Below are 18,745 nucleotides of genomic sequence, written 5' to 3'. Positions count from 1 at the left end.
TCCCAAATGCTTAGCGATTGTAATCTTCCCGACACAAAACTGACATTCGCACTTCATGAAGAACAGCTAAAGCCAGAGACGATTTTGTCGTCTGATGGGAATAGCGAAAATGAACTTTCAGCTGAAAAACGTGTCGCGGCGCTTTGGACAGACCACGGCCGTCGACAATGTGACGATCGCTATTCCGCAGGGCCAGATGGTCGGCATCATCGGCCGGTCCGGTGCCGGAAAGTCGACCCTGCTGCGCATGATCAACCGGCTGGCGGACCCGACATCCGGCTCCATCCATTTCGGCGATACGGAAGTCTCGTCGCTGCGCGGTTCTGCCCTGCGCAACTGGCAGCGCGACTGCGCGATGATCTTCCAGCAGTTCAACCTGGTGCCGCGTCTCGACGTGCTGACCAATGTGCTGCTCGGCCGGCTCAATCATCGCTCAACAGTGTCGAGCATTCTCAACATGTTCACCCGCGACGAGCGCATCATGGCGATCGCCGCGCTGGAGCGCCTCGGCATCGAGCAGACGGCGCTGCAGCCGGCCGGCACCCTGTCGGGCGGCCAGCAGCAGCGCGTGGCGATTGCCCGCGCCCTGATGCAGGCGCCGAAAATGGTCCTGGCCGACGAGCCGATTGCCTCGCTCGATCCCTTGAATGCCAAGATCGTCATGGATGCGCTGAAGGACATCAACGAGCGTGAAGGCATCACCGTCATCACCAATCTGCATACGCTGGATACGGCGCGCGCCTATTGCGAACGCATTGTCGGCATGGCCAAGGGCCGCGTCGTCTTCGACGGCACCCCGCAGGAGCTGACAGCCGAAGCCGTGCAGGAGATCTACGGTTCCGACAGCCATGGCGCCGGCATCGACGAGAGCATGACCTCCACCAGCATCAATATTCCAGGCGTCAAGGCCAAGGCCACCGCCATGCAATCCGTCGGTCATCCGTCCCTGGCAGCTGCCGAGGCCTGATCGCCCGCATCGATCGTCGCCCGCGTAAAGGGCACCCCATTATCCATGACGCATTCCGGACATCCGGGACAACAGGAGATGAACGCATGTTGAAGAAGATCCTTCTTGCCACCGCCGCCCTCGTATCGCTGGCCGGTGTGGTTCACGCCGAAGACCTCAAGGAATTCCGCATCGGCATTCTGGGCGGCGAAAACGAAGCCGACCGGCTGCGCAACTACCAGTGCATGACCGACAAGCTCAAGACCGTTCTCGGCGTCGAAAAGGTTTCGCTCTTCCCGGCCGCCGACTATGACGGCGTCATCCAGGGCCTGCTCGGCGGCACGCTCGATTACGCCGAACTCGGCGCTTCGGGCTTTGCGAAGATCTATCTGGCCGATGCCAAGGCTGTCGAACCGATCCTGACCACCGTTCAGACCGATGGCTCGATGGGCTATTACTCGATCATGGTCGCCCGCAAGGATAGCGGCATGACCAAGGTCACCGACATCAAGGGCAAGAAGCTCGGCTTCGCCGACCCGGATTCCACGTCCGGCTACCTGATCCCGACCGTCACCCTGCCGGAAGCCATCGGCGGCCCGGTCAAGGGCTATGTGGCAGAAACCGGTTTCGGCGGCGGCCATGAAAACCTCGTCCTCGAAGTTCTCAAGGGCACGTTCGATGCCGGCACGACCTTCGGTTCCGGCGTTGGAGAATTCAAGGACGGCTACACATCGGGCAACCTGAAGAAGATGGTCGACAAGGGCATCCTCAACATGGACGACCTGGTCGAACTGTGGAAGTCGCCGCTGATCCCGAACGGCCCGATCGTTATTCGCACGTCGATGAACGAAGACATGAAGTCCAAGTTCAAGACCTTCATGATGGACCTGCCGAAGACCGATGCGGCCTGCTTCTCGGCCATCCAGGGCGGCGACTTCAAGGGCTTCACGGAAGTCAATGTTGACTTCTACAAGCCGATCATCGACGCCCGCAAGGCCACCATCGGCGGCTGATCCTGCCTGACGACACCCAGAACCGCCGGACGGCAACGTCCGGCGGTTTTTTACGGCGGGTATGAGATGCGCCGCAAACGGATACATCCTGAAAAAGGACTTGGGTCATGACACTCTCGATGGCGCGGCATCCCTTGGGCGACGGGGGAATGCAGGTCGAACGGCACTGGCAGGAACTGGCGGCCAAACGGCGCCTCTATTCAGTCGTCGGGATCGGGCTGCTGCTGATCGTGGTCAGCGGTTCGCTGTGGTTCGCCAACGAGACGAACTCGGGCAAGTTCTTCGATCGCATCCCGCATGTCTTCGATTTCGTCGGCGACTTGGTGCCGCGCGACAGCATGGAAATCGTGCGGGCCATGTTCGATCTTCCCTCGCCCTATTACGATGGCAGCCTGCAGTATGAATATCCGGAAGGCCGCTACTACGTCACCGAGACGTTTTACATTCCCGAGTATTTCTACAAAATGGCGGAGACGGTGAACATCGCCATCCTCTCGACACTGATCGGTTTCATTTTCGGCGGCGTGTTGTCGTTCTTCGCGGCGAAGAACATGACCCGCAATCCGCTGTTGCGCGGTACGGTTCGCCGCTTCATGGAAATTCTGCGCGCCTTTCCGGAAATCGTGCTGGCCGGTTTCTTTCTGGCCATCCTGTCGCTCGGTCCCATCCCGGCCATCATCGCCGTGTCGATCCACACGATCGGCGCGCTCGGAAAGCTCTTCTTCGAGGTCATCGAGAATGCCGACATGAAGCCCGACGAGGGGCTGAAGGCCGTCGGTGCCAGCTGGGTGGAGCGCGCATGGTTCGGCATGGTGCCGCAGGTCCTGCCGAATTTCGTCAGTTACTTCCTGTTGCGGCTGGAGATCAACGTGCGCGCCTCGACCATTATCGGCGCCGTTGGCGGCGGCGGCATCGGCGAGCAATTGCGGCTCTCCATCAGCCGCGGCCACGAGGCGAAGACGCTGGCGATCGTTCTGCTGCTGTTTGCCACCATCATCGCCGTCGACCAATTGTCGGCCTGGCTGAGGCGCAAGCTGGTGGGCGATCAGGCCTTCCAGGCTGTCATGTGAGGGACCCGTTATGAAAACGCTCAGCGCCGCCGACATGGATGCCGTTGCCCACCGAAACGGTCATCTGCTGCAGCCGTCCTTCTGGATGCGCTTCCGCTTCCTCATGATTGGCGGGTCCGTCATTCTCTATTTCCTGTTCTGCTGGTGGTTCTTTGCCATCGGGCAGGTGCTGGGAACAGCCAATTGGGGAATGGCCGGCACCTATCTGGCCGATTGGGTCTCCTATGAAATCCGCCCCGATATCGAAATCGAAGCGGACGGCAGCATGCAGATCGTCTATCCGCGCTTCGACCCGATTGGCCCCAATCCCAACCCGGATTGGCTTGTCTCCGAGCGGAAAACGATCGCGCGCACCATCGAGGTGCCGGCCGGCGGCCAGGGGTCTGCACCGAAGGCCAGCTCCTCCTTTTCCTTCATGGCACCGAACACAGCCGTCGACAGCGCGACCCAGGCCCGCACCGAACAGCGGACCGAGGAGGTCGTGACCCGGGCCACCGTGACGATGAATGGCACTGATCGGATCGTCATCGCGCCGGATCGCGTCGATGTCACGCGGGGAGACGAGACGATTTCCATCGCGATCGGCGTTGGAAGCGAGGTCAATGCCGACAAGCCACTTCCCGCCTGGGCGGAGCAGCGCCGGCCCGGCGACAAGATCGTGCTGTCCTTCGGCTTTTCCGGCTGGGCGGAAATCCGCGACGATGTGGTGAAGATCCACAAGCGCTTCCTTGGCTGGGCCAATTTTGTCTTCGACACCGATTCCCGTTTCTTTGGAAAGTCGGCCTCCGAAGTCGGCGCGCTGGTCTGGAGCGGTGAACGGCTCGATCCGGCGCAGAGCAATCTGTCGCTGGCCTGGAACGATATTCTCTACAATCCGTCCTGGCAGCATCTCGATGTCTGGACCAAGATGCTGCAGACCATCGTCATGGCCTTCATCGGCACGCTGTTTGCCATGATCGTCGCCTTTCCGCTGTCTTTCCTCGCGGCGCGCAACATCCTGCGCAACAAGCCGGTCAACCAGTTGGTCAAGCGCTTCTTCGATTTCCAGCGGTCGGTGGACATGTTCATCTGGGCGCTGTTCTTCACCCGCGCCTTCGGCCCCGGACCGCTGGCCGGCATTTCGGCGATCTTCTTCACCGATACCGGCACGCTCGGCAAGCTCTATGCCGAGGCGCTGGAGAATATCGACGACAAGCAGCGCGAAGGTGTGAAATCGGTTGGCGCCTCGCCGGTCGCGGTGCAGCGCTTCGGTGTCCTGCCGCAGGTCATGCCGTTGTTTGCTTCCCAGGCGCTCTATTTCTGGGAATCCAACACCCGGTCGGCGACGATCATCGGCGCGGTCGGCGCCGGCGGTATAGGCCTGAAACTCTGGGAAGCGATGCGCACCAATTCGGACTGGGAAAATGTCGCCTATATGGTGGTGCTGATCCTGATCGTGGTCTTCATCTTTGACTCGATCTCCAACGCGCTACGCTCGCGGCTGATGGGAAAAAGACCCTGAATCGGCGCCTGATCGGCGCCGATCATCATCATTTTGTTACGAAGCTGCGATAGCGCAGGTCCAGCTTGCCTTTGGGCAGGGATCCGGACCATTGTGGCCGCTTCGATCACCGATTCCAGGACTTTCCTTTGCGTTACGCGCTTTATTTCACGCCGCCCCAACAGGACCCGCTGACCCAAGCGGCCGCCCGCTGGCTCGGCCGCGATGCCTTTTCCGACATGCCGATCGCCCGCGATCCGGTGGAGGGACTGCCGGACGGCGCGTTGCAAGACCTGCTCGCCGACCCCCGCCGCTACGGGTTCCATGCGACGATCAAGGCGCCGTTCGACTTGGCCGAAGGCGCGAGCGAAGCGGACCTTGTCCGGGCCTTCGAGGCCTTTTGCAGCAGGACGGCAGCCTTCGACATTCCCAAGGTTGTGGTCGGCCAGTTGGGGCCGTTCTTCGCGATCATACCCGACCGGATCTATCCGGTCCTCCAGGATTTTGCCGCATCGGTGGTCGAGGAATTCGAACCCTTCCGGGCGCCGCTGAGCGAGGCCGATATTGCCCGGCGCCGGCCAGAGCGGCTGAGCGACAGCCAGCGCGCCAACCTGATGCGCTGGGGCTATCACCATGTCATGGACGATTTCCGCTTCCATATGACCCTGACCGGACCGACCGAACCGGACATCGCGCCGCTTCTCGCCAACGTCCTGAACCAACGCTTTGCCGGGTTTGTCGACCGGCCGCTCACCGTGTCGGGCCTCGGCCTTTTCATCGAGGATAGCCGTGGCGCGCCCTTTACCGTCAAATCCTGGCTGCCGCTCGGCAGTGCCTGAACCAAACCGAAAGCACAAAACCCCATGTCCGCCGAAACCGTCTTTTCCAATGCCCGCATCGTCCTTGAGGACAGCATCGTCTCCGGCTCGCTCATTATCCGCGACGGGCACATTGCCGAGATCCATGAAGGCAGCAGCCAGGCCGGCGAGGATTTCGACGGCGATTATCTGATCGCCGGGCTGGTCGAACTGCACACCGACCATCTCGAATCCCATTACTCGCCGCGGCCGGGCGTGCGCTGGAACAAGACATCGGCCATCCAGGCCCATGACGCCCAGGTAGCCGCATCGGGCATCACGACCGTGTTCGACTGCCTGCGCATGGGCGCCGACGAGGACGATGGCTTCAAGGTCGGCGAAATGCGGGACATGGCCGATGCCATCCAGGCGGCGGAGAAGGATGACCGGTTGCGCGCCGAACATCTGCTGCATCTACGCTGCGAGGTCTCGGCCGGCGACGTGCTGGAGCATTTTGCCGATTTCGAGAATGATCCCTATGTGCGCCTTGTCTCGCTGATGGATCATGCGCCCGGCCAGCGCCAGTTCCAGACCATGGACCAGTACACGCTCTATTACAAAACCAAGCGCGGCCTGTCCGACGAGGCCTTTGCCCATTTCGTCGCCCGCCGGCTGGAGGCTTCGGCAAGCAATTCCGCAAAGCATCGCGATGTGCTGGCCAGGATCTGTGCGGCGCGCAGCATCACGGTGGCAAGCCATGACGACGCGACGCTGGAGCATGTGGAAGAGGCCAAGGGCCACGGCGTCAAGCTCGCCGAATTCCCGACCAGCCTGGACGCCGCCGATGCGTCACACCGGGCCGGCATGAGCGTCTTGATGGGCGCACCAAACGTGGTGCGCGGCGCCTCCCATTCCGGCAATATTGCCGCCAAGGATCTGGCCGAGCGGGGCGTGCTGGACGTTCTCTCGTCGGATTATGTGCCGCTCAGCCTGCTGCATGCGCCCTTCGTGCTGGCCGAGGAGATCGACGGTATGAGCCTGCCCCAGGCGCTGGCCATGGTGACCTCGACGCCGGCCCGCACGGTCGGGCTTGCGGATCGCGGCCGGATTGCGGCCGGCCTTCGCGCCGATCTGGTGCGGGTGCGCCGGCATGATGGTGTGCCGGTGGTGCGCGGTGTGTGGCGGCAGGGCAGAAGGGTGGCCTGATGGAAGCCGAGGCCGATCGCGGGCGGGTCACAGCGCCCGGAACGCTGGTTGCGGTCGTCGGTCCGAGCGGCGCCGGCAAGGACAGCCTGATGGCGATCGCCGCCCGGCATTTTCTCGGTGTGCCGCAGGTGCATTTCGTCCAGCGGGTGATCACCCGGCCGGCCGATGCCGGCGGCGAGGACCACGTCTGCGTCAGCGAGAGTGACTTCGAGGCGCAGAGGCAGGCCGGCGGCTTTGCCGTCGACTGGGATGCCCATGGCCTGCGCTACGGCATTCCGGCGGCGGTCCACGAGAAGCTGGCGCAGGGCCATGTGGTGGTTGCCAATGGCTCGCGCTCGACACTGCCGCGCTTTGCCAAGGCCTTTTCGCCCTTGCTGGTAGTCAATGTGACGGCGAGCCCCGACGTTCTGGCAACCCGGCTGGAGGCGCGTGGGCGCGAGAGCCGCGACGAGATCCTGCGCCGGCTGGCGCGCAGTTCGCTGGAAATCCGCGGCGACTACGACGTGGTAACCATCGACAACAGCGGTGCCTTGGAAGATGCAGGCACGCAATTCATTCAGACGCTTTCCGGGCTCTTGCCCGTCACCGCCGAGATCTAAGCGGGATCGCCGATCCGCTCGACATGATCGAGCAGGAAGATGGCGTGGGTGAGTGCTGCCCCGGTCGCTTCCAGCATCTGCGGCAGGACAAGCCATTCCAGCGTCCAGGCGGCACCGGAGCGCTCCTGCTCATGGACCAGGGACTGATGCAGGGACGACAGCTGCACGGCATTGAAGCGCGCCAGGGCCACCAGCACTTCGGCCCGCACCGGGTTCTGTTTGTGCGGCATGGCCGAGGAGCCGCCACCACCCGACAGCGTGATCGTGCCGATACCGTTCTGCGCCATCAGGGCCACGTCCTGGCCGAGTTTGCCAAGCGCCCCTGTGATGCGCGACAAGGCATTACCGACATCGGCGATACGGCCGCGATCGGCATGGGGCCCATAGGTGGGCACGGCCAGGCCAAGCTCAATTGCCATGCTCTGGCGGATCTCGGCAATCTTGTCGCCGAATTTTTCCGAGGTTCCGACGGCACCGGCAAGACTGAGAATGAGGCTGTGCGGCTTTTGGGCCGCCAGTGCCGCACCGGCATTTACCACGGCATCGCGCCAGACCGCGATGCGGTCTCCGGCGGTCATGGCGATCGCCGCCTGCATGCGCGAGCGGCCCATCAGAGGTGTCGAGCCGAAACGCTGCAAGAGTGCCTCGAACGCCCTGTCGATGATCATTAGCCGGCTTTCGAAGCATTCGAACACCGCCTTGAGCTTCAGCGCCAGCGCCGTATCGACAACATCCTGGCTGGTGGCACCGAGATGCAGCGCCTTGGCCGCCTCGCCGCCGATCGTCTCGCGCAACTGCTGCACGAGGCCCGGAACCGGCACGCCGTCTTTGAGCGTCGAGACGGTCAGCCGCTCCATGTCCGGCTCGAAGGCGTCGAGTGCAGCGCGGATCGCCGCGGCATCCGCCGCCGTGATCATGCCCGCCTCGGCTTGGGCTCGTGCCAGCGCCATCTCAAAACGCAGCAGGGCGGCGACATCGGCCTTTGGGCCGAGCAGCGCCGCGACCTCGGCATCACCGAGCAGGGCATCGAAATAGGGCTGGCCGGTCAACGCCATGGGTCAGACACGCTCCAGCGCGATGGCAATGCCCTGGCCGACGCCGATGCACATGGTGGAGAGCGAATAGCGGCCACCGGAAAGCGACAGCTCCAGCGCCGCGGTGCCGGTGATGCGGGCGCCGGACATGCCCAGCGGATGGCCGAGCGCGATGGCGCCGCCGTTTTTGTTGACGCGCGGATCGTCGTCGGCGATGCCGAGCTGGCGCAGGGTAGCGAGGCCTTGGCTTGCGAAGGCCTCGTTGAGCTCGATCACATCGAACTGGTCCTGGGTCATGCCGAGACGGGCCATCAGCTTCTGCGAGGCCGGTGCCGGGCCGATGCCCATGACGCGCGGCGGCACGCCGGCGGTGGCACCGCCGAGAATGCGGGCGATCGGCGTCAGTCCATATTTTCTGGCAGCAGCTTCAGAGGCGATGATCAGGGCGGCGGCACCGTCATTGACGCCGGACGCATTGCCGGCGGTGACCGTGCCGCCTTCCTTCTTGAAGGGGGTACCGAGTTTGGCCAAGGTCTCGACGGTGGTGGCGCGCGGGTGTTCATCCCTGGAGACGACGATCGGCTCGCCCTTGCGCTGCGGGATCACCACATCGGTGATCTCCTTGCCCAACCGACCATTTTCCTGGGCGGCGGCGGCCTTGGCCTGGGAGCGCACGGCGAAGGCGTCCTGGTCCTCGCGGCTGACCTTATAATCCTCCGCGACATTCTCGCCGGTTTCCGGCATGGAATCGACGCCGTATTGCTTCTTCATCAGCGGATTGACGAAGCGCCATCCGATGGTGGTGTCGTGGATTTCGGCCTGACGCGAAAAGGCGGTCTCCGCCTTGGGCATCACGAAGGGCGCGCGGCTCATGCTCTCGACGCCGCCGGCGATCATCAATTCAGTCTCGCCCGCCTTGATCGAGCGGGCTGCCATGATGACGGCATCCATGCCGGAGCCGCAGAGCCGGTTGATGGTGGTGCCGGTGACGGAGACCGGTAGGCCGGCCAGAAGCAGCGACATGCGAGCAACATTGCGATTGTCCTCGCCGGCCTGGTTGGCACAGCCGAAGACCACATCCTCGACCGCCGTCCAATCGACGCCAGGGTTGCGGGCCATCAGGGCCTTCAGCGGAATGGCGCCGAGATCGTCAGCGCGGACCGAGGACAGGGATCCGCCGAAGCGGCCGATCGGGGTGCGGATATAGTCGCAGATAAAAGCTTCGGTCATGGGACAGTCCTTACAGTTTCGGCACCACGAGATCGGCCACGGGACCATCGGTATGCAGCGGCGCGCCGGTCATCGCCTGGAGTTCCTCCATCGACATGGGGCCAAGCTTTTCGCGCAGCACGAAACGCTTGTCGACGATATCGATGACGGCATGGCTCGTATAGATCCGCGTGATACAACCAACGCCGGTCAGCGGGAAGGTACAAGCCTCCACCAGTTTCGGTTCACCTGTCTTGGTGACGTGTTCCGTGATGACGCAGACCTGCTTGGCGCCATGCACCAGGTCCATCGCGCCGCCAACCGCCGGCACGCCCTTGGTGCCGACGCGCCAGTTGGCGAGATCGCCGTTCTGGGCGACCTGCAGCGCGCCGAGGATGGCGACATCGAGATGGCCGCCGCGCACCATGGCAAAACTGTCGGCGTGGTGGAAGAAGGCAGCCCCCGGCTTCAGCGTCACGGCCTTCTTGCCGGCATTGATGAGGTCCCAGTCCTCTTCGCCAGCGGCGGGAGCTTCACCGAAATTCAGGATGCCGTTTTCCGTGTGGAAAATCGCCTCGCGACCCGGAGGCTGATAGCGGGCGACCATTTCCGGAAAGCCGATGCCGAGGTTCACATAGGCGCCGTCCTTGATGTCCTGGGCGGCGCGCCAGGCGATCTGGGCGTTGGACAGCTTGATGTCGTCGCGGGTGTTGACGGTCATGCCTCTGCTCCTTGTGCGTAGGCCACTCCGGCGCGAATGAGATCTTCTTCCTGTTTCGGATCGGCGATTTCCACGACGCCGTCGACGAAGATGCCGGGCGTCACCACATGTTCTGGATCGATTCCGCCTGCGGGTACAAGTTTCGACACCTGGGCGATGGTGGTGGCCGCCGCCATGCACATCAGCGGGTTGAAGTTCCGGCCGGCCTTGTTGTAGGTCAGGTTGCCATGAACGTCGCCCAGTTGCGCCTTGACGATGGCGAAATCGGCCTTCAGCCAGCGTTCCTGGACGTAAGGCCGCCCATCGAACTCGGCAATCACCTTGCCATCGGCAAGCTCGGTGCCATAGGCGGTCGGCGTATAGAAGGCCGGAATGCCCGCGCCACCGGCGCGGATGCGCTCGGCCAGCGTGCCCTGCGGCACCAGTTCGAGTTCGATTTCGCCCGCCAGATAGCGATCGGTGAAGGCACGCGGATCGGACGATTTGGGGAAGGAGCAGATCATCTTCCTGACCATGCCGGCGTCGATCATCGCGGCGATGCCGATGCGACCGTTACCGGCATTGTTGTTGATGACCGTCAGGTTCTTCGGTCCCTTGTCGATCAGCGCGTGGATCAGTTCGATCGGGGCGCCCGATCCGCCGAAGCCGCCGATCATCACGACGGCGCCATCGCCGATCCCGGCGACGGCTTCGGCCGCGTTCGCGATTGTCTTGTCCATTAAAAATCCTCCATCCCGGCGTTAGCCGATGATCTCTACCCGAAGAGGTAAGCCGATCGCGGCTCGACGGCAACGAATTTGTGCGTTATATGATTTTTGTTCGTATATCGCACATTTTGGAATGATGGAGACGGGCGTGGTCGGAGAGCGCGACATCATGGGCGGCCTGATGAAAGGCCTGACTGTCATCGAAGCCTTCAGCGCGGATCGACCGCGGCTGTCGATCGCCGAGGCGGCCGCCGCGGCCGGCCTTGACCGCGCCACGACGCGGCGCTGTCTGCTGACGCTCTCGGAGATGGGCTATGCCGCCTATGACGGAAAGTTCTTCACGCTGACGCCCCGGGTCCTGCGCCTGGGAACGGGGTGCTTGGCCGCCATGCCTTTGCCGCGCATCGTGCAACCGGTGATCGACAAGCTTTCGCTGGAGATCGGCGAGAGCACGTCCGTGTCGATCCTCGACGAAACGGAAATTGTCTATGTCGCCCGCGCCGCCCAGCGGCGGGTGATGTCGATCTCGCTGATGCCCGGTTCGCGACTGCCGGCCTATTGCACCTCGATGGGCCGTGTCCTGCTGGCGGCGCTGGAGCCGGACCGTGCCCGGCATGTTCTGGAAAGCGCGCCGCGACCGCAGCGCACGGAGCGCACGGTCACCGACATCGATGCACTGATGACGATCCTGACGCAAACGCGCGCCCAGGGCTATTCGCTGATCGACCAGGAGGTGGAAGTCGGGCTGCGATCGATCGCCGTGCCACTGACGACCGCACGCGGACAGACGGTGGCGGCACTGAATGTCGGGCTGGCTGCCAGCGCCGAGACAATGGAAGCGCTGGCAGAACGCTATCTGCCAGCGCTGCGGCGCGTGAAGGCTGAATTGGTGCAGGTGCTAGTGTAGGGGCGCGAATCGGATACGGCAGCCAAGTCCGTCGTCATTGTCGGGCCCGACCCACGCTACCACTGCCGCATACCGCAAGCCCCGCCCCAGACGGGCTGCTGGCAGCAGATCCTCGGGCCAAGCCCGAGGATGACGTCGAGAGCGTTGTGCTCGTCGTGGCCATAACCACCACCAGCCTCAGATGTCGAAGAACACCGTCTCGTTTTCGCCCTGCAGAACGATGTCGAACGTGTAGGTATCGCCATCGCGCTTGGCGATCAGGGTCGGCACGCGCGTCTTGTGTTCGATGCGGGCCAGCACCGGATCTTCGGCATTGGCCTGTTCCTCATCGCCGAAATACATGCGGGTCTGAAGGCCGATGTTGATGCCGCGGGCGACGATCCAGAAGGTGATGTGCGGCGCCATCAGACGGCCGTCAGGATAGGGCACACGGCCCGGCTTGATCGTCTCGAAAACGAATTCGCCGGTCGCCATATCGCCGGGGCAGCGGCCCCAACCGAAGAAGTTCGGATCGGATTTGCCGCGGGTTTCCGAAGGACTGCTATAAAGCCCGTCGGCATCGGCCTGCCAGATCTCAACCAGCGCATCTTTCAGCACCATGCCGCCGCCATCGATCACATGGCCGCGGATGGTGATCCGTTCGCCCTTGGTCTTGTCGTTGGTCAGCGGTCCGGAGCCGAGATCCTGCTCGAAAATGCCGTGAATGCCGGTGAAATTCGGCGTGCAGCCGATATGGACATAGGGCCCTGCCGTCTGAGACGGAGATTCCTTGAGGTAGCCGAGCGATTGCACCATGTCAGTTGCCCTCCTTGCGGTTTTCGAACAGCGTCGAGCGGCGACCGCGCAACACGATGTCGAATTTGTAAGCCCGCATGTCCATGGGGATGCCGGCATTCATGTCGAGCGGCGCGATCAGCTGCTTGATGGCGTCTTCGTCGGGAATCGTCCGGACAATGGGACAAATCCAGATGAGCGGATCGCCCTCGAAATACATCTGAGTGATCAGGCGCTGGGCAAAACCATGACCGAACACCGAGAAATGAATATGGGCCGGTCGCCAGTCATTGACGCCGTTCGGCCAGGGATAGGCGCCGGGCTTGATGGTCTTGAACCAGTAATAGCCGTTCTCGTCGGTGATGGTACGACCCACGCCGCCGAAATTCGGATCGATGGCGGCCAGATAGGTTTCCTTCTTGTGGCGGTAACGGCCACTGGCATTGGCCTGCCAGAATTCCACCAGTGCGCCATCGACGCCACGCCCGCGTTCGTCAAGGACGCGGCCGTGCACGAGAATGCGCTGGCCGATCGGGCTTTCGCCGGGCTTGGCATAGTTGGCGATCAGGTCATTGTCCAAATCGTTCAGCATGCCGTGGCCGAAGACCGGACCGTTGATCTCGCTTCGTGTGCCGTCAAGCGAAATGAGCGCGCGCTGCGGCGAGCGCAGAACGGACGTCTTGTAGCCGGGCGCATAGGCCGGCGGATGGATGCTGCGGTCGCGCGCAAAGAACGCGCCTGTCTCCGGCATGGTATTTTTCATTGGGTCTCCTCCGCTTGGTTCTCTTCCCGATCCTTCAATGCGTCCTTGGCAATCTTGATGGCATGATTTGCCGCCGGCACGCCGGCATAGATCGCCACATGGAGCATTGCCTCCATCAGGTCCTCTTTCGTCGCACCGGTATTGGCCGTCGCACGAACATGCATTGCAACCTCTTCGTCGTGGCCAAGGGCTGCCAGGAGCGCGATGGTCACGATCGACCGCTCGCGCTTCGTCCAGTTCGGCCGCGACCAGACATGCCCCCAGGCCGCTTCGGTGATCAGGTCCTGGAACGGCTCATCAAACGGAGTCTTGGCCAATTCGGCCTGATCGACATAGGAGCCCCCCAGGACGCTGCGCCGCGTGGCCATGCCCTGATGATAACGGGATGATTTGTCCTGGGGTGCGGTCATGTCTGCTCTTTCACGCTTTCTTCAAGAAGGATTGCAGGAGGCTCGCCAACTCTTCCGGCTGCTCGACGCAGGGAATGTGGCCGCAGCCTTCGATCAGTTCGAAGCGGGCTCCGGGGATCATGCCCGCCGCCGCGCGCACCAGTTCGGGTGGGGTCGAGCCGTCCTGATCGCCGCCGACCACCAAGGTCGGCACGGTGACGGTCGGCAGGATGGCGGTGAAATCCGTGTCGCGAATGGCTTCGCAGGTGCGGATATATCCCTCCGCCGACTGGCGCTCCATCATCAGGCGATAGCCGCCCAGTTCTTCGGCGCGCTGCTCGTGGAAATCCGGCGTGAACCAGCGCTCCATGACATTGTCTGATATGCTCGACAGGCCGCCGGCCTTGATCGCATCGATGCGGGCGTTCCAGATCTCCGGCGTGCCGATCTTCGGGGCCGTGTCGCACAGCGCCATCCTGCGGAACAGGTCCGGACGCTTCTTCCACAGGCCCTGGACGACGATGCCGCCGACCGACAGGCCGCAGAACGTGGCCTTCTTGATCTCGAGATGATCGACCAGTGCTTCCAGATCGTCGACCAGCGTGTCCATGCCGAAGTCGCTGTCGGCGCCGCCGGACAGGCCATGTCCGCGCGAATCGTAGAGAAGCACGGAAACGTCTTCGCCGAGTTCGTCGAAGACCGGCAGCCAGATGCGGAAATCGGTTCCAAGCGAATTGGAAAAGACAATCAGGTTGCGCGCGTCGGCATCGCCGAGCAGCTCATGATGGACCGTAATGCCGTTGATGGTGGCAAATGCCATGGGGGTTCTCCTCACCGTGTTGAGAAATTAAGCGATGATTTTCTATGGGTAAAATGATATTTTGGGCATTATTCATAACCATATGAGCATGAATCATGGATGCCCGGATCAAGTTTCGCCATTTGCAGACCTTTCTAGAGGTGGCACGGCAACGCAGCGTCGGCAAGGCGGCCGAGGCGCTTTCGATCACCCAGCCGGCGGTGACCCGCACGATCCGGGAGCTGGAAGAGGTGCTCGAGGTGGCGCTGTTCGAGAAGGACGGACGCGGCATCAAGATCACCCATTTCGGCGAAGTGTTCCTGAAACATGCCGGCGAAAGCCTTGCCGCCGTGCAGCGCGGCATGGCCTCGCTTGCCCAGGCCCGCAAGTCGGAGGGGCCGCCGGTACGCATCGGCACGCTGCCAACCGCATCGGCCACGTTCATGCCGGATGCCGTGGCGCAATTCCTGACCAGTGGAACGGGCAGCGCGGTGACCATCATCTCCGGCGAGAACCGGGCGCTGCTCGATTCGCTGCGGCTCGGCGCGCTCGATCTGGTGGTCGGACGGCTTGGCGCAGCGGACCTGATGACGGGGCTGTTTTTTGAGCCGCTCTACAGCGAGGAAGTGGCGATCGTCGTCAGAGCTTCCCATCCGCTTCTGGCGCGCAAGAGCTTTGCCCTCAACGAACTCGCCCCGCTGACGGTTCTGATGCCGACGCGCGGCTCGGTGATCCGGCCGCTCGTCGACCGGCTGCTTCTGACCAACGGCATCGCCGAATTGCCGAACACCATCGAGACCGTGTCGGACTCGTTCGGACGGGCCTATATCGCCCGGCATGACGCCGTCTGGATCATTTCGCGCGGCATCGTTTCTGACGATATTGCCAGCGGCCGGTTTGTCGAGCTGAAGATCGACATGAGCGAAACACGCGGCGCCGTCGGCCTGACGACGCAGGCGGGCGTCGAGCCGAGCGCGGCGCTATCCCTGATGAAGCAGACGATCCGCGACCATGTAAAGGCCGCGGCCAGACGTTTCTGATCGCGACGAAAACCGCTTTGTCAACAGGATCAGTGCGCTTCGTCCCAGTTGTGGGCGGCGCGGGCATCGACCTTCAGCGGCACGCGCATGGCAATGGCCGGCATCGCGGCATGCTCCATGACATTGACCACCACCGGCAGCACCGCCTCGATCGCCTCGTCTTCCACCTCGAAGATCAGTTCGTCATGCACCTGCAGCAGCATGCGGGCCTTTTCCGACAGGCCGGCTGCCACCAGCGCCGGTTCGATCTTGATCATGGCGCGGCGGATGACGTCGGCGGCCGAGCCCTGGATCGGTGCGTTGATGGCGGCCCGCTCGTTGAAGGCGCGCATCGACGGATTGGATGACTTGATCTCGGGGTAATGGGCACGACGGCCGAAGATGGTTTCGACATAGCCATGCTCGCGGGCAAAGGCCTTGGTTTGCTCCATATAGTCCTTGATGCCCGGGAAGCGCTCGAAATACTTCTTGATGTATTCGCCGGCTTCCGAGCGTTCGATCGACAGCTGGTTGGCCAGCCCGAAGGCGGAGATGCCGTAGATAATCCCGAAATTGATCGCCTTGGCGCGTCTGCGAACCTCGGAGGGCATGCCCTCGACCGGAACGCCGAACATTTCAGACGCGGTCATCGCATGGATGTCGATGCCATCGGCGAAGGCCTGGCGCAGCTGCGGAATGTCGGCGACATGGGCCAGCACACGAAGCTCGATCTGGCTGTAGTCGGCCGAGAGCAGCTTGTGGCCGGGCGTCGAGATGAAGGCCGTACGGATCTTGCGGCCCTCGGCGGTGCGCACCGGAATATTCTGCAGATTGGGTTCGGACGAGGATAGGCGTCCCGTCGTGGTCGAGGCCAGCGAATAGGAGGTGTGCACCCGCTTGGTTTCCGGATGGACATAGCCCGGCAGCGCATCCGTATAAGTGGATTTCAGCTTGGTCAGCTGGCGCCAGTCGACGATCTTGCGCGGCAGCGGCGCCCCTTCGGCGGCGAGATCCTCCAGGACCTGGGCCGAGGTCGACCATTGACCGGTCTTGGTCTTGGAGCCGCCCGGCAGACCCATCCTGCCGAACAGGATATCGCCCAGCTGCTTGGGAGAACCGATGTTGAAGCGTTCGCCGGCCAGTTCGTAGATCTCGTCCTCAAAGGCTGCGGCCTTCTGGGCGAGCTCGCCCGACAGGCGCGACAGGATCTGCCGGTCGACGGTGATGCCGCGCTCTTCCATGCGGGCAAGAACCGGCACCAGGGGCCGCTCCAGCCGCTCATAGACCGTGGTCAGGCGATTGGCGGCAAGCCTCGGCTTCAGCACCATCCACAGCCGCAGCGTGACATCGGCGTCTTCCGCCGCATAGGCCGTGGCTTTTGCGATATCGACACGATCGAAGGTCACCGACGACTTGCCGGAGCCCGCAACATCCTTGTAGGCAATCGGCACATGGCCGAGCCAGCGCTCCGACAGGCCATCCATGCCATGATTGCCGGCGCCGGCATCGAGCGCATAGGACATCAGCATGGTATCGTCGAAATTCTCGATGACGATGCCGTAGCGCTTCATCAGCAGGTAATCGTATTTGAGGTTCTGGGCGATCTTGAGGACGGACGTGTCCTCCAGCAGAACTTTCAGCGCGGCGAGCGCCTCAGCCATCGGGATCTGGTTTTCGGCAAGCTTCAGCCCGTCGCTGAACAGGTCTTCGCCACCGGTTCTATGACCAATCGGCACATAGGCGGCGCGGATCACCGGAGAGCCGGGTTGCTTGGTATTGTCGGCGATTGCCAGCGAGAAGCCGACCAGTTCGGCCTGCATCGGATCCAGCGACGTGGTTTCGGTATCGAATGCAACGGTGCCGGTTTCACGGGCCGCCGCGATCCAGAGCCGCAGGGTGTCGATATCGCCGATGGTCACGTAGCTCGTCGTATCGATCGGCTGGCCATGGAAAGCTTGCGCCCGTGACCTGACCAGGTCTGACGGCGTGAAGTCGTCCGTCACCGCAGGTGTCGCGGCCGTCGATGAACCAGACGAAACCGGCCCGCTGGCGTTCTCACTCCCGGTCTCGGCGATGTCGAGATCCGGTCCGTGAGCGGCAGAACCCCATTCGACCTTGACGAAAGCCGGCTCGATAGCGCCGGCATCGCAATCGCAGATCTCGGCGACGCGGCGGGTCAGCGAGGTGAATTCCATGGTCTTCAAAAAGCCGATCAGCTTCGGCCCGTCCTGAGGCTCCAGGCCCAGCGCATCGAGCGGCATGTCGATCGGTACATCGGTGCGAAGCGTCACCAACTGCCTCGACAGGCGGGCAAGCTCGGCATTGGCGACGATGCTTTCGCGGCGCTTGACCTGCTTGATCTCCTCGGCTCGGGCCAAAAGCGTGTCGAGATCGCCATATTCGGCAAGCAGCTGGGCCGCCGTCTTCGGGCCGATGCCCGGGATGCCCGGAATATTGTCGGTGCTGTCGCCGGTCAGCGACTGCAGGTCGATCATCTTTTCCGGCGGCACGCCCCATTTCTCGATGACATCCGGAATGCCGATCTGCTTGTCCTTCATGGCGTCGTACATGTGGACGTTCGGACTAACCAGCTGCATCAGGTCCTTGTCGGACGAGATGATCGTGACATCGGCACCGATCGCTTCGGCGGCGCGGGCGTATGTTGCGATGATGTCGTCGGCCTCGAAACCTTCCGTCTCGATACAGGGCAGATTGAAGGCACGGGTTGCCTCGCGAATCAGGCCGAACTGCGGCACCAGATCCTCCGGCGGCGCAGACCGGTTGGCCTTGTAGGCGTCGTACAATTCCTTGCGGAAGGTCTTCGACGAATAGTCGAAGATCACCGCGAAATGCGTCGGCGTCACACCGACATCGGTGTTGCGGGCATCGCGCAGCAGCTTCCACAGCATGTTGCAGAAACCGGACACGGCGCCGATCGGCAGGCCGTCCGATTTACGGGTCAGCGCCGGAAGAGCGTGGAAGGCGCGGAAAATGAATCCGGAGCCGTCAACGAGGAAGAGATGATCGCCTTTTTTCATGGCAGCATGGATAGCGCGAGGGATTGGCATCGTCCATAGGAACTTGTCCCGGCCCACCGTTTCCAGATCACGGCAACGTTACGAATTTGTAATCCCGGCTTCCCTTGAAAAACCACATTCCGCCACTCATTTCATTGTCACCGGCGCTTGATCACGCCGCAGTCTGAAAGCCGGCTCGTCCCCCGCCGCTTCGGGCTTGGACAAAGGCCTTATCCCCCCTCTCCGGGCCTTTGTCCCTCATTTGAAAAGCCGCCATGGTCCTGCCTCCACGCCA

18 protein-coding genes are annotated in these 18,745 nt (G+C 62.7%); 9 read left to right on the top strand and 9 right to left on the bottom strand.

Translation table 11 applies throughout. From position 1 onward, the window contains the following. The first annotated feature begins 109 nt into the window (after nt 1-109). The 7 genes from phnC (at nt 110) to phnN (ending at nt 7,111) form a co-directional block, all read left to right on the top strand. Nucleotides 110-967, top strand: a complete 858-nt coding sequence (phnC, locus tag HGO38_RS08965) for a phosphonate ABC transporter ATP-binding protein (protein WP_250955543.1) — start codon at nt 110-112, stop codon at nt 965-967. An 86-nt stretch (nt 968-1,053) separates the two neighbouring features. Then, nucleotides 1,054-1,959: a phosphonate ABC transporter substrate-binding protein gene (gene phnD, locus HGO38_RS08960; protein ID WP_250955542.1), complete on the top strand. Its 906-nt coding sequence runs from the start codon at nt 1,054-1,056 to the stop codon at nt 1,957-1,959. A gap of 107 nt (nt 1,960-2,066) precedes the next feature. Then, nucleotides 2,067-3,029 (top strand): phosphonate ABC transporter, permease protein PhnE, encoded by a 963-nt coding sequence (gene phnE, locus HGO38_RS08955; RefSeq protein ID WP_250955541.1) that lies wholly within the window; start codon nt 2,067-2,069, stop codon nt 3,027-3,029. Between the two features lie 10 nt (nt 3,030-3,039). Further along, complete coding sequence (phnE, locus tag HGO38_RS08950; RefSeq protein ID WP_250955540.1) at nt 3,040-4,530, top strand: phosphonate ABC transporter, permease protein PhnE; 1,491 nt, start codon at nt 3,040-3,042, stop codon at nt 4,528-4,530. Between the two features lie 128 nt (nt 4,531-4,658). Continuing rightward, nucleotides 4,659-5,348, top strand: a complete 690-nt coding sequence (locus tag HGO38_RS08945) for a DUF1045 domain-containing protein (protein ID WP_250955539.1) — start codon at nt 4,659-4,661, stop codon at nt 5,346-5,348. Nucleotides 5,349-5,372: 24 nt separating this feature from the next. After that, nucleotides 5,373-6,512: an alpha-D-ribose 1-methylphosphonate 5-triphosphate diphosphatase gene (locus HGO38_RS08940; protein WP_250955538.1), complete on the top strand. Its 1,140-nt coding sequence runs from the start codon at nt 5,373-5,375 to the stop codon at nt 6,510-6,512. Then, complete coding sequence (gene phnN, locus HGO38_RS08935; RefSeq protein WP_502941528.1) at nt 6,509-7,111, top strand: phosphonate metabolism protein/1,5-bisphosphokinase (PRPP-forming) PhnN; 603 nt, start codon at nt 6,509-6,511, stop codon at nt 7,109-7,111. Before HGO38_RS08940 ends, phnN begins: the two co-directional genes overlap by 4 nt. Here phnN and HGO38_RS08930 read toward each other — a convergent pair. Genes HGO38_RS08930 through HGO38_RS08915 form a run of 4 tightly spaced genes read right to left on the bottom strand, consistent with a single transcriptional unit; the run spans nt 7,108 to nt 10,794 of the window. Then, nucleotides 7,108-8,166: a 3-carboxy-cis,cis-muconate cycloisomerase gene (locus tag HGO38_RS08930; RefSeq protein ID WP_250955536.1), complete on the bottom strand. Its 1,059-nt coding sequence runs from the start codon at nt 8,164-8,166 to the stop codon at nt 7,108-7,110. The two genes, phnN and HGO38_RS08930, sit on opposite strands and share 4 nt — an antisense overlap. A gap of 3 nt (nt 8,167-8,169) precedes the next feature. Beyond that, nucleotides 8,170-9,375, bottom strand: coding sequence for a 3-oxoadipyl-CoA thiolase (pcaF, locus tag HGO38_RS08925; RefSeq protein ID WP_250955535.1), 1,206 nt, complete (start codon nt 9,373-9,375; stop codon nt 8,170-8,172). Nucleotides 9,376-9,385: 10 nt separating this feature from the next. Continuing rightward, nucleotides 9,386-10,075 (bottom strand): CoA transferase subunit B, encoded by a 690-nt coding sequence (locus HGO38_RS08920; protein WP_250955534.1) that lies wholly within the window; start codon nt 10,073-10,075, stop codon nt 9,386-9,388. Continuing rightward, a complete protein-coding gene (locus HGO38_RS08915; protein WP_250955533.1) occupies nt 10,072-10,794 on the bottom strand; it encodes a 3-oxoacid CoA-transferase subunit A in 723 nt (240 codons plus the stop codon). Before HGO38_RS08915 ends, HGO38_RS08920 begins: the two co-directional genes overlap by 4 nt. 121 nt (nt 10,795-10,915) lie before the next feature. Here HGO38_RS08915 and HGO38_RS08910 point away from each other — a divergent pair, with 121 nt between their 5' ends. Beyond that, nucleotides 10,916-11,689: an IclR family transcriptional regulator domain-containing protein gene (locus HGO38_RS08910; RefSeq protein ID WP_502941521.1), complete on the top strand. Its 774-nt coding sequence runs from the start codon at nt 10,916-10,918 to the stop codon at nt 11,687-11,689. 177 nt (nt 11,690-11,866) lie between these two features. Here HGO38_RS08910 and pcaG read toward each other — a convergent pair whose 3' ends face one another. The 4 genes from pcaG to pcaD are packed head-to-tail and all read right to left on the bottom strand — an operon-like array spanning nt 11,867 to nt 14,435. Next, a complete protein-coding gene (gene pcaG, locus HGO38_RS08905) occupies nt 11,867-12,484 on the bottom strand; it encodes a protocatechuate 3,4-dioxygenase subunit alpha (protein WP_250955532.1) in 618 nt (205 codons plus the stop codon). 1 nt (nt 12,485) lies between these two features. Beyond that, a complete protein-coding gene (pcaH, locus tag HGO38_RS08900) occupies nt 12,486-13,226 on the bottom strand; it encodes a protocatechuate 3,4-dioxygenase subunit beta (protein WP_250955531.1) in 741 nt (246 codons plus the stop codon). Continuing rightward, nucleotides 13,223-13,636: a 4-carboxymuconolactone decarboxylase gene (pcaC, locus tag HGO38_RS08895; protein WP_250955530.1), complete on the bottom strand. Its 414-nt coding sequence runs from the start codon at nt 13,634-13,636 to the stop codon at nt 13,223-13,225. Before pcaC ends, pcaH begins: the two co-directional genes overlap by 4 nt. Nucleotides 13,637-13,646: 10 nt before the next feature. Next, nucleotides 13,647-14,435, bottom strand: a complete 789-nt coding sequence (gene pcaD, locus HGO38_RS08890; protein WP_250955529.1) for a 3-oxoadipate enol-lactonase — start codon at nt 14,433-14,435, stop codon at nt 13,647-13,649. A gap of 92 nt (nt 14,436-14,527) precedes the next feature. Here pcaD and pcaQ point away from each other — a divergent pair, with 92 nt between their 5' ends. Continuing rightward, on the top strand, nt 14,528-15,454 hold the full coding sequence (gene pcaQ / locus HGO38_RS08885; RefSeq protein WP_250955681.1) for a pca operon transcription factor PcaQ: 927 nt from the start codon (nt 14,528-14,530) through the stop codon (nt 15,452-15,454). A gap of 29 nt (nt 15,455-15,483) precedes the next feature. Here pcaQ and polA read toward each other — a convergent pair whose 3' ends face one another. Beyond that, nucleotides 15,484-18,471, bottom strand: coding sequence for a DNA polymerase I (gene polA, locus HGO38_RS08880; RefSeq protein ID WP_250955528.1), 2,988 nt, complete (start codon nt 18,469-18,471; stop codon nt 15,484-15,486). Nucleotides 18,472-18,745: the final 274 nt, after the last annotated feature.

The organism is Rhizobium sp. CG5, from assembly GCF_023701945.1.
Lineage (GTDB): Bacteria > Pseudomonadota > Alphaproteobacteria > Rhizobiales > Rhizobiaceae > Allorhizobium.
This window is presented reverse-complemented; position numbering and strand designations above follow the sequence as displayed.

Excerpts from the sequence above, each read along its gene's own strand:
- phnC (WP_250955543.1), top strand. The coding sequence starts at position 110 with ATGAACTTTCAGCTGAAAAACGTGTCGCGGCGCTTTGGACAGACCACG.
- phnD (WP_250955542.1), top strand. The coding sequence starts at position 1,054 with ATGTTGAAGAAGATCCTTCTTGCCACCGCCGCCCTCGTATCGCTGGCC.
- phnE (WP_250955541.1), top strand. The coding sequence starts at position 2,067 with ATGACACTCTCGATGGCGCGGCATCCCTTGGGCGACGGGGGAATGCAG.
- phnE (WP_250955540.1), top strand. The coding sequence starts at position 3,040 with ATGAAAACGCTCAGCGCCGCCGACATGGATGCCGTTGCCCACCGAAAC.
- HGO38_RS08940 (WP_250955538.1), top strand. The coding sequence starts at position 5,373 with ATGTCCGCCGAAACCGTCTTTTCCAATGCCCGCATCGTCCTTGAGGAC.
- HGO38_RS08930 (WP_250955536.1), bottom strand. The coding sequence starts at position 8,166 with ATGGCGTTGACCGGCCAGCCCTATTTCGATGCCCTGCTCGGTGATGCC.
- pcaF (WP_250955535.1), bottom strand. The coding sequence starts at position 9,375 with ATGACCGAAGCTTTTATCTGCGACTATATCCGCACCCCGATCGGCCGC.
- HGO38_RS08920 (WP_250955534.1), bottom strand. The coding sequence starts at position 10,075 with ATGACCGTCAACACCCGCGACGACATCAAGCTGTCCAACGCCCAGATC.
- HGO38_RS08915 (WP_250955533.1), bottom strand. The coding sequence starts at position 10,794 with ATGGACAAGACAATCGCGAACGCGGCCGAAGCCGTCGCCGGGATCGGC.
- HGO38_RS08910 (WP_502941521.1), top strand. The coding sequence starts at position 10,916 with ATGATGGAGACGGGCGTGGTCGGAGAGCGCGACATCATGGGCGGCCTG.
- pcaG (WP_250955532.1), bottom strand. The coding sequence starts at position 12,484 with ATGGTGCAATCGCTCGGCTACCTCAAGGAATCTCCGTCTCAGACGGCA.
- pcaH (WP_250955531.1), bottom strand. The coding sequence starts at position 13,226 with ATGAAAAATACCATGCCGGAGACAGGCGCGTTCTTTGCGCGCGACCGC.
- pcaC (WP_250955530.1), bottom strand. The coding sequence starts at position 13,636 with ATGACCGCACCCCAGGACAAATCATCCCGTTATCATCAGGGCATGGCC.
- pcaD (WP_250955529.1), bottom strand. The coding sequence starts at position 14,435 with ATGGCATTTGCCACCATCAACGGCATTACGGTCCATCATGAGCTGCTC.
- polA (WP_250955528.1), bottom strand. The coding sequence starts at position 18,471 with ATGAAAAAAGGCGATCATCTCTTCCTCGTTGACGGCTCCGGATTCATT.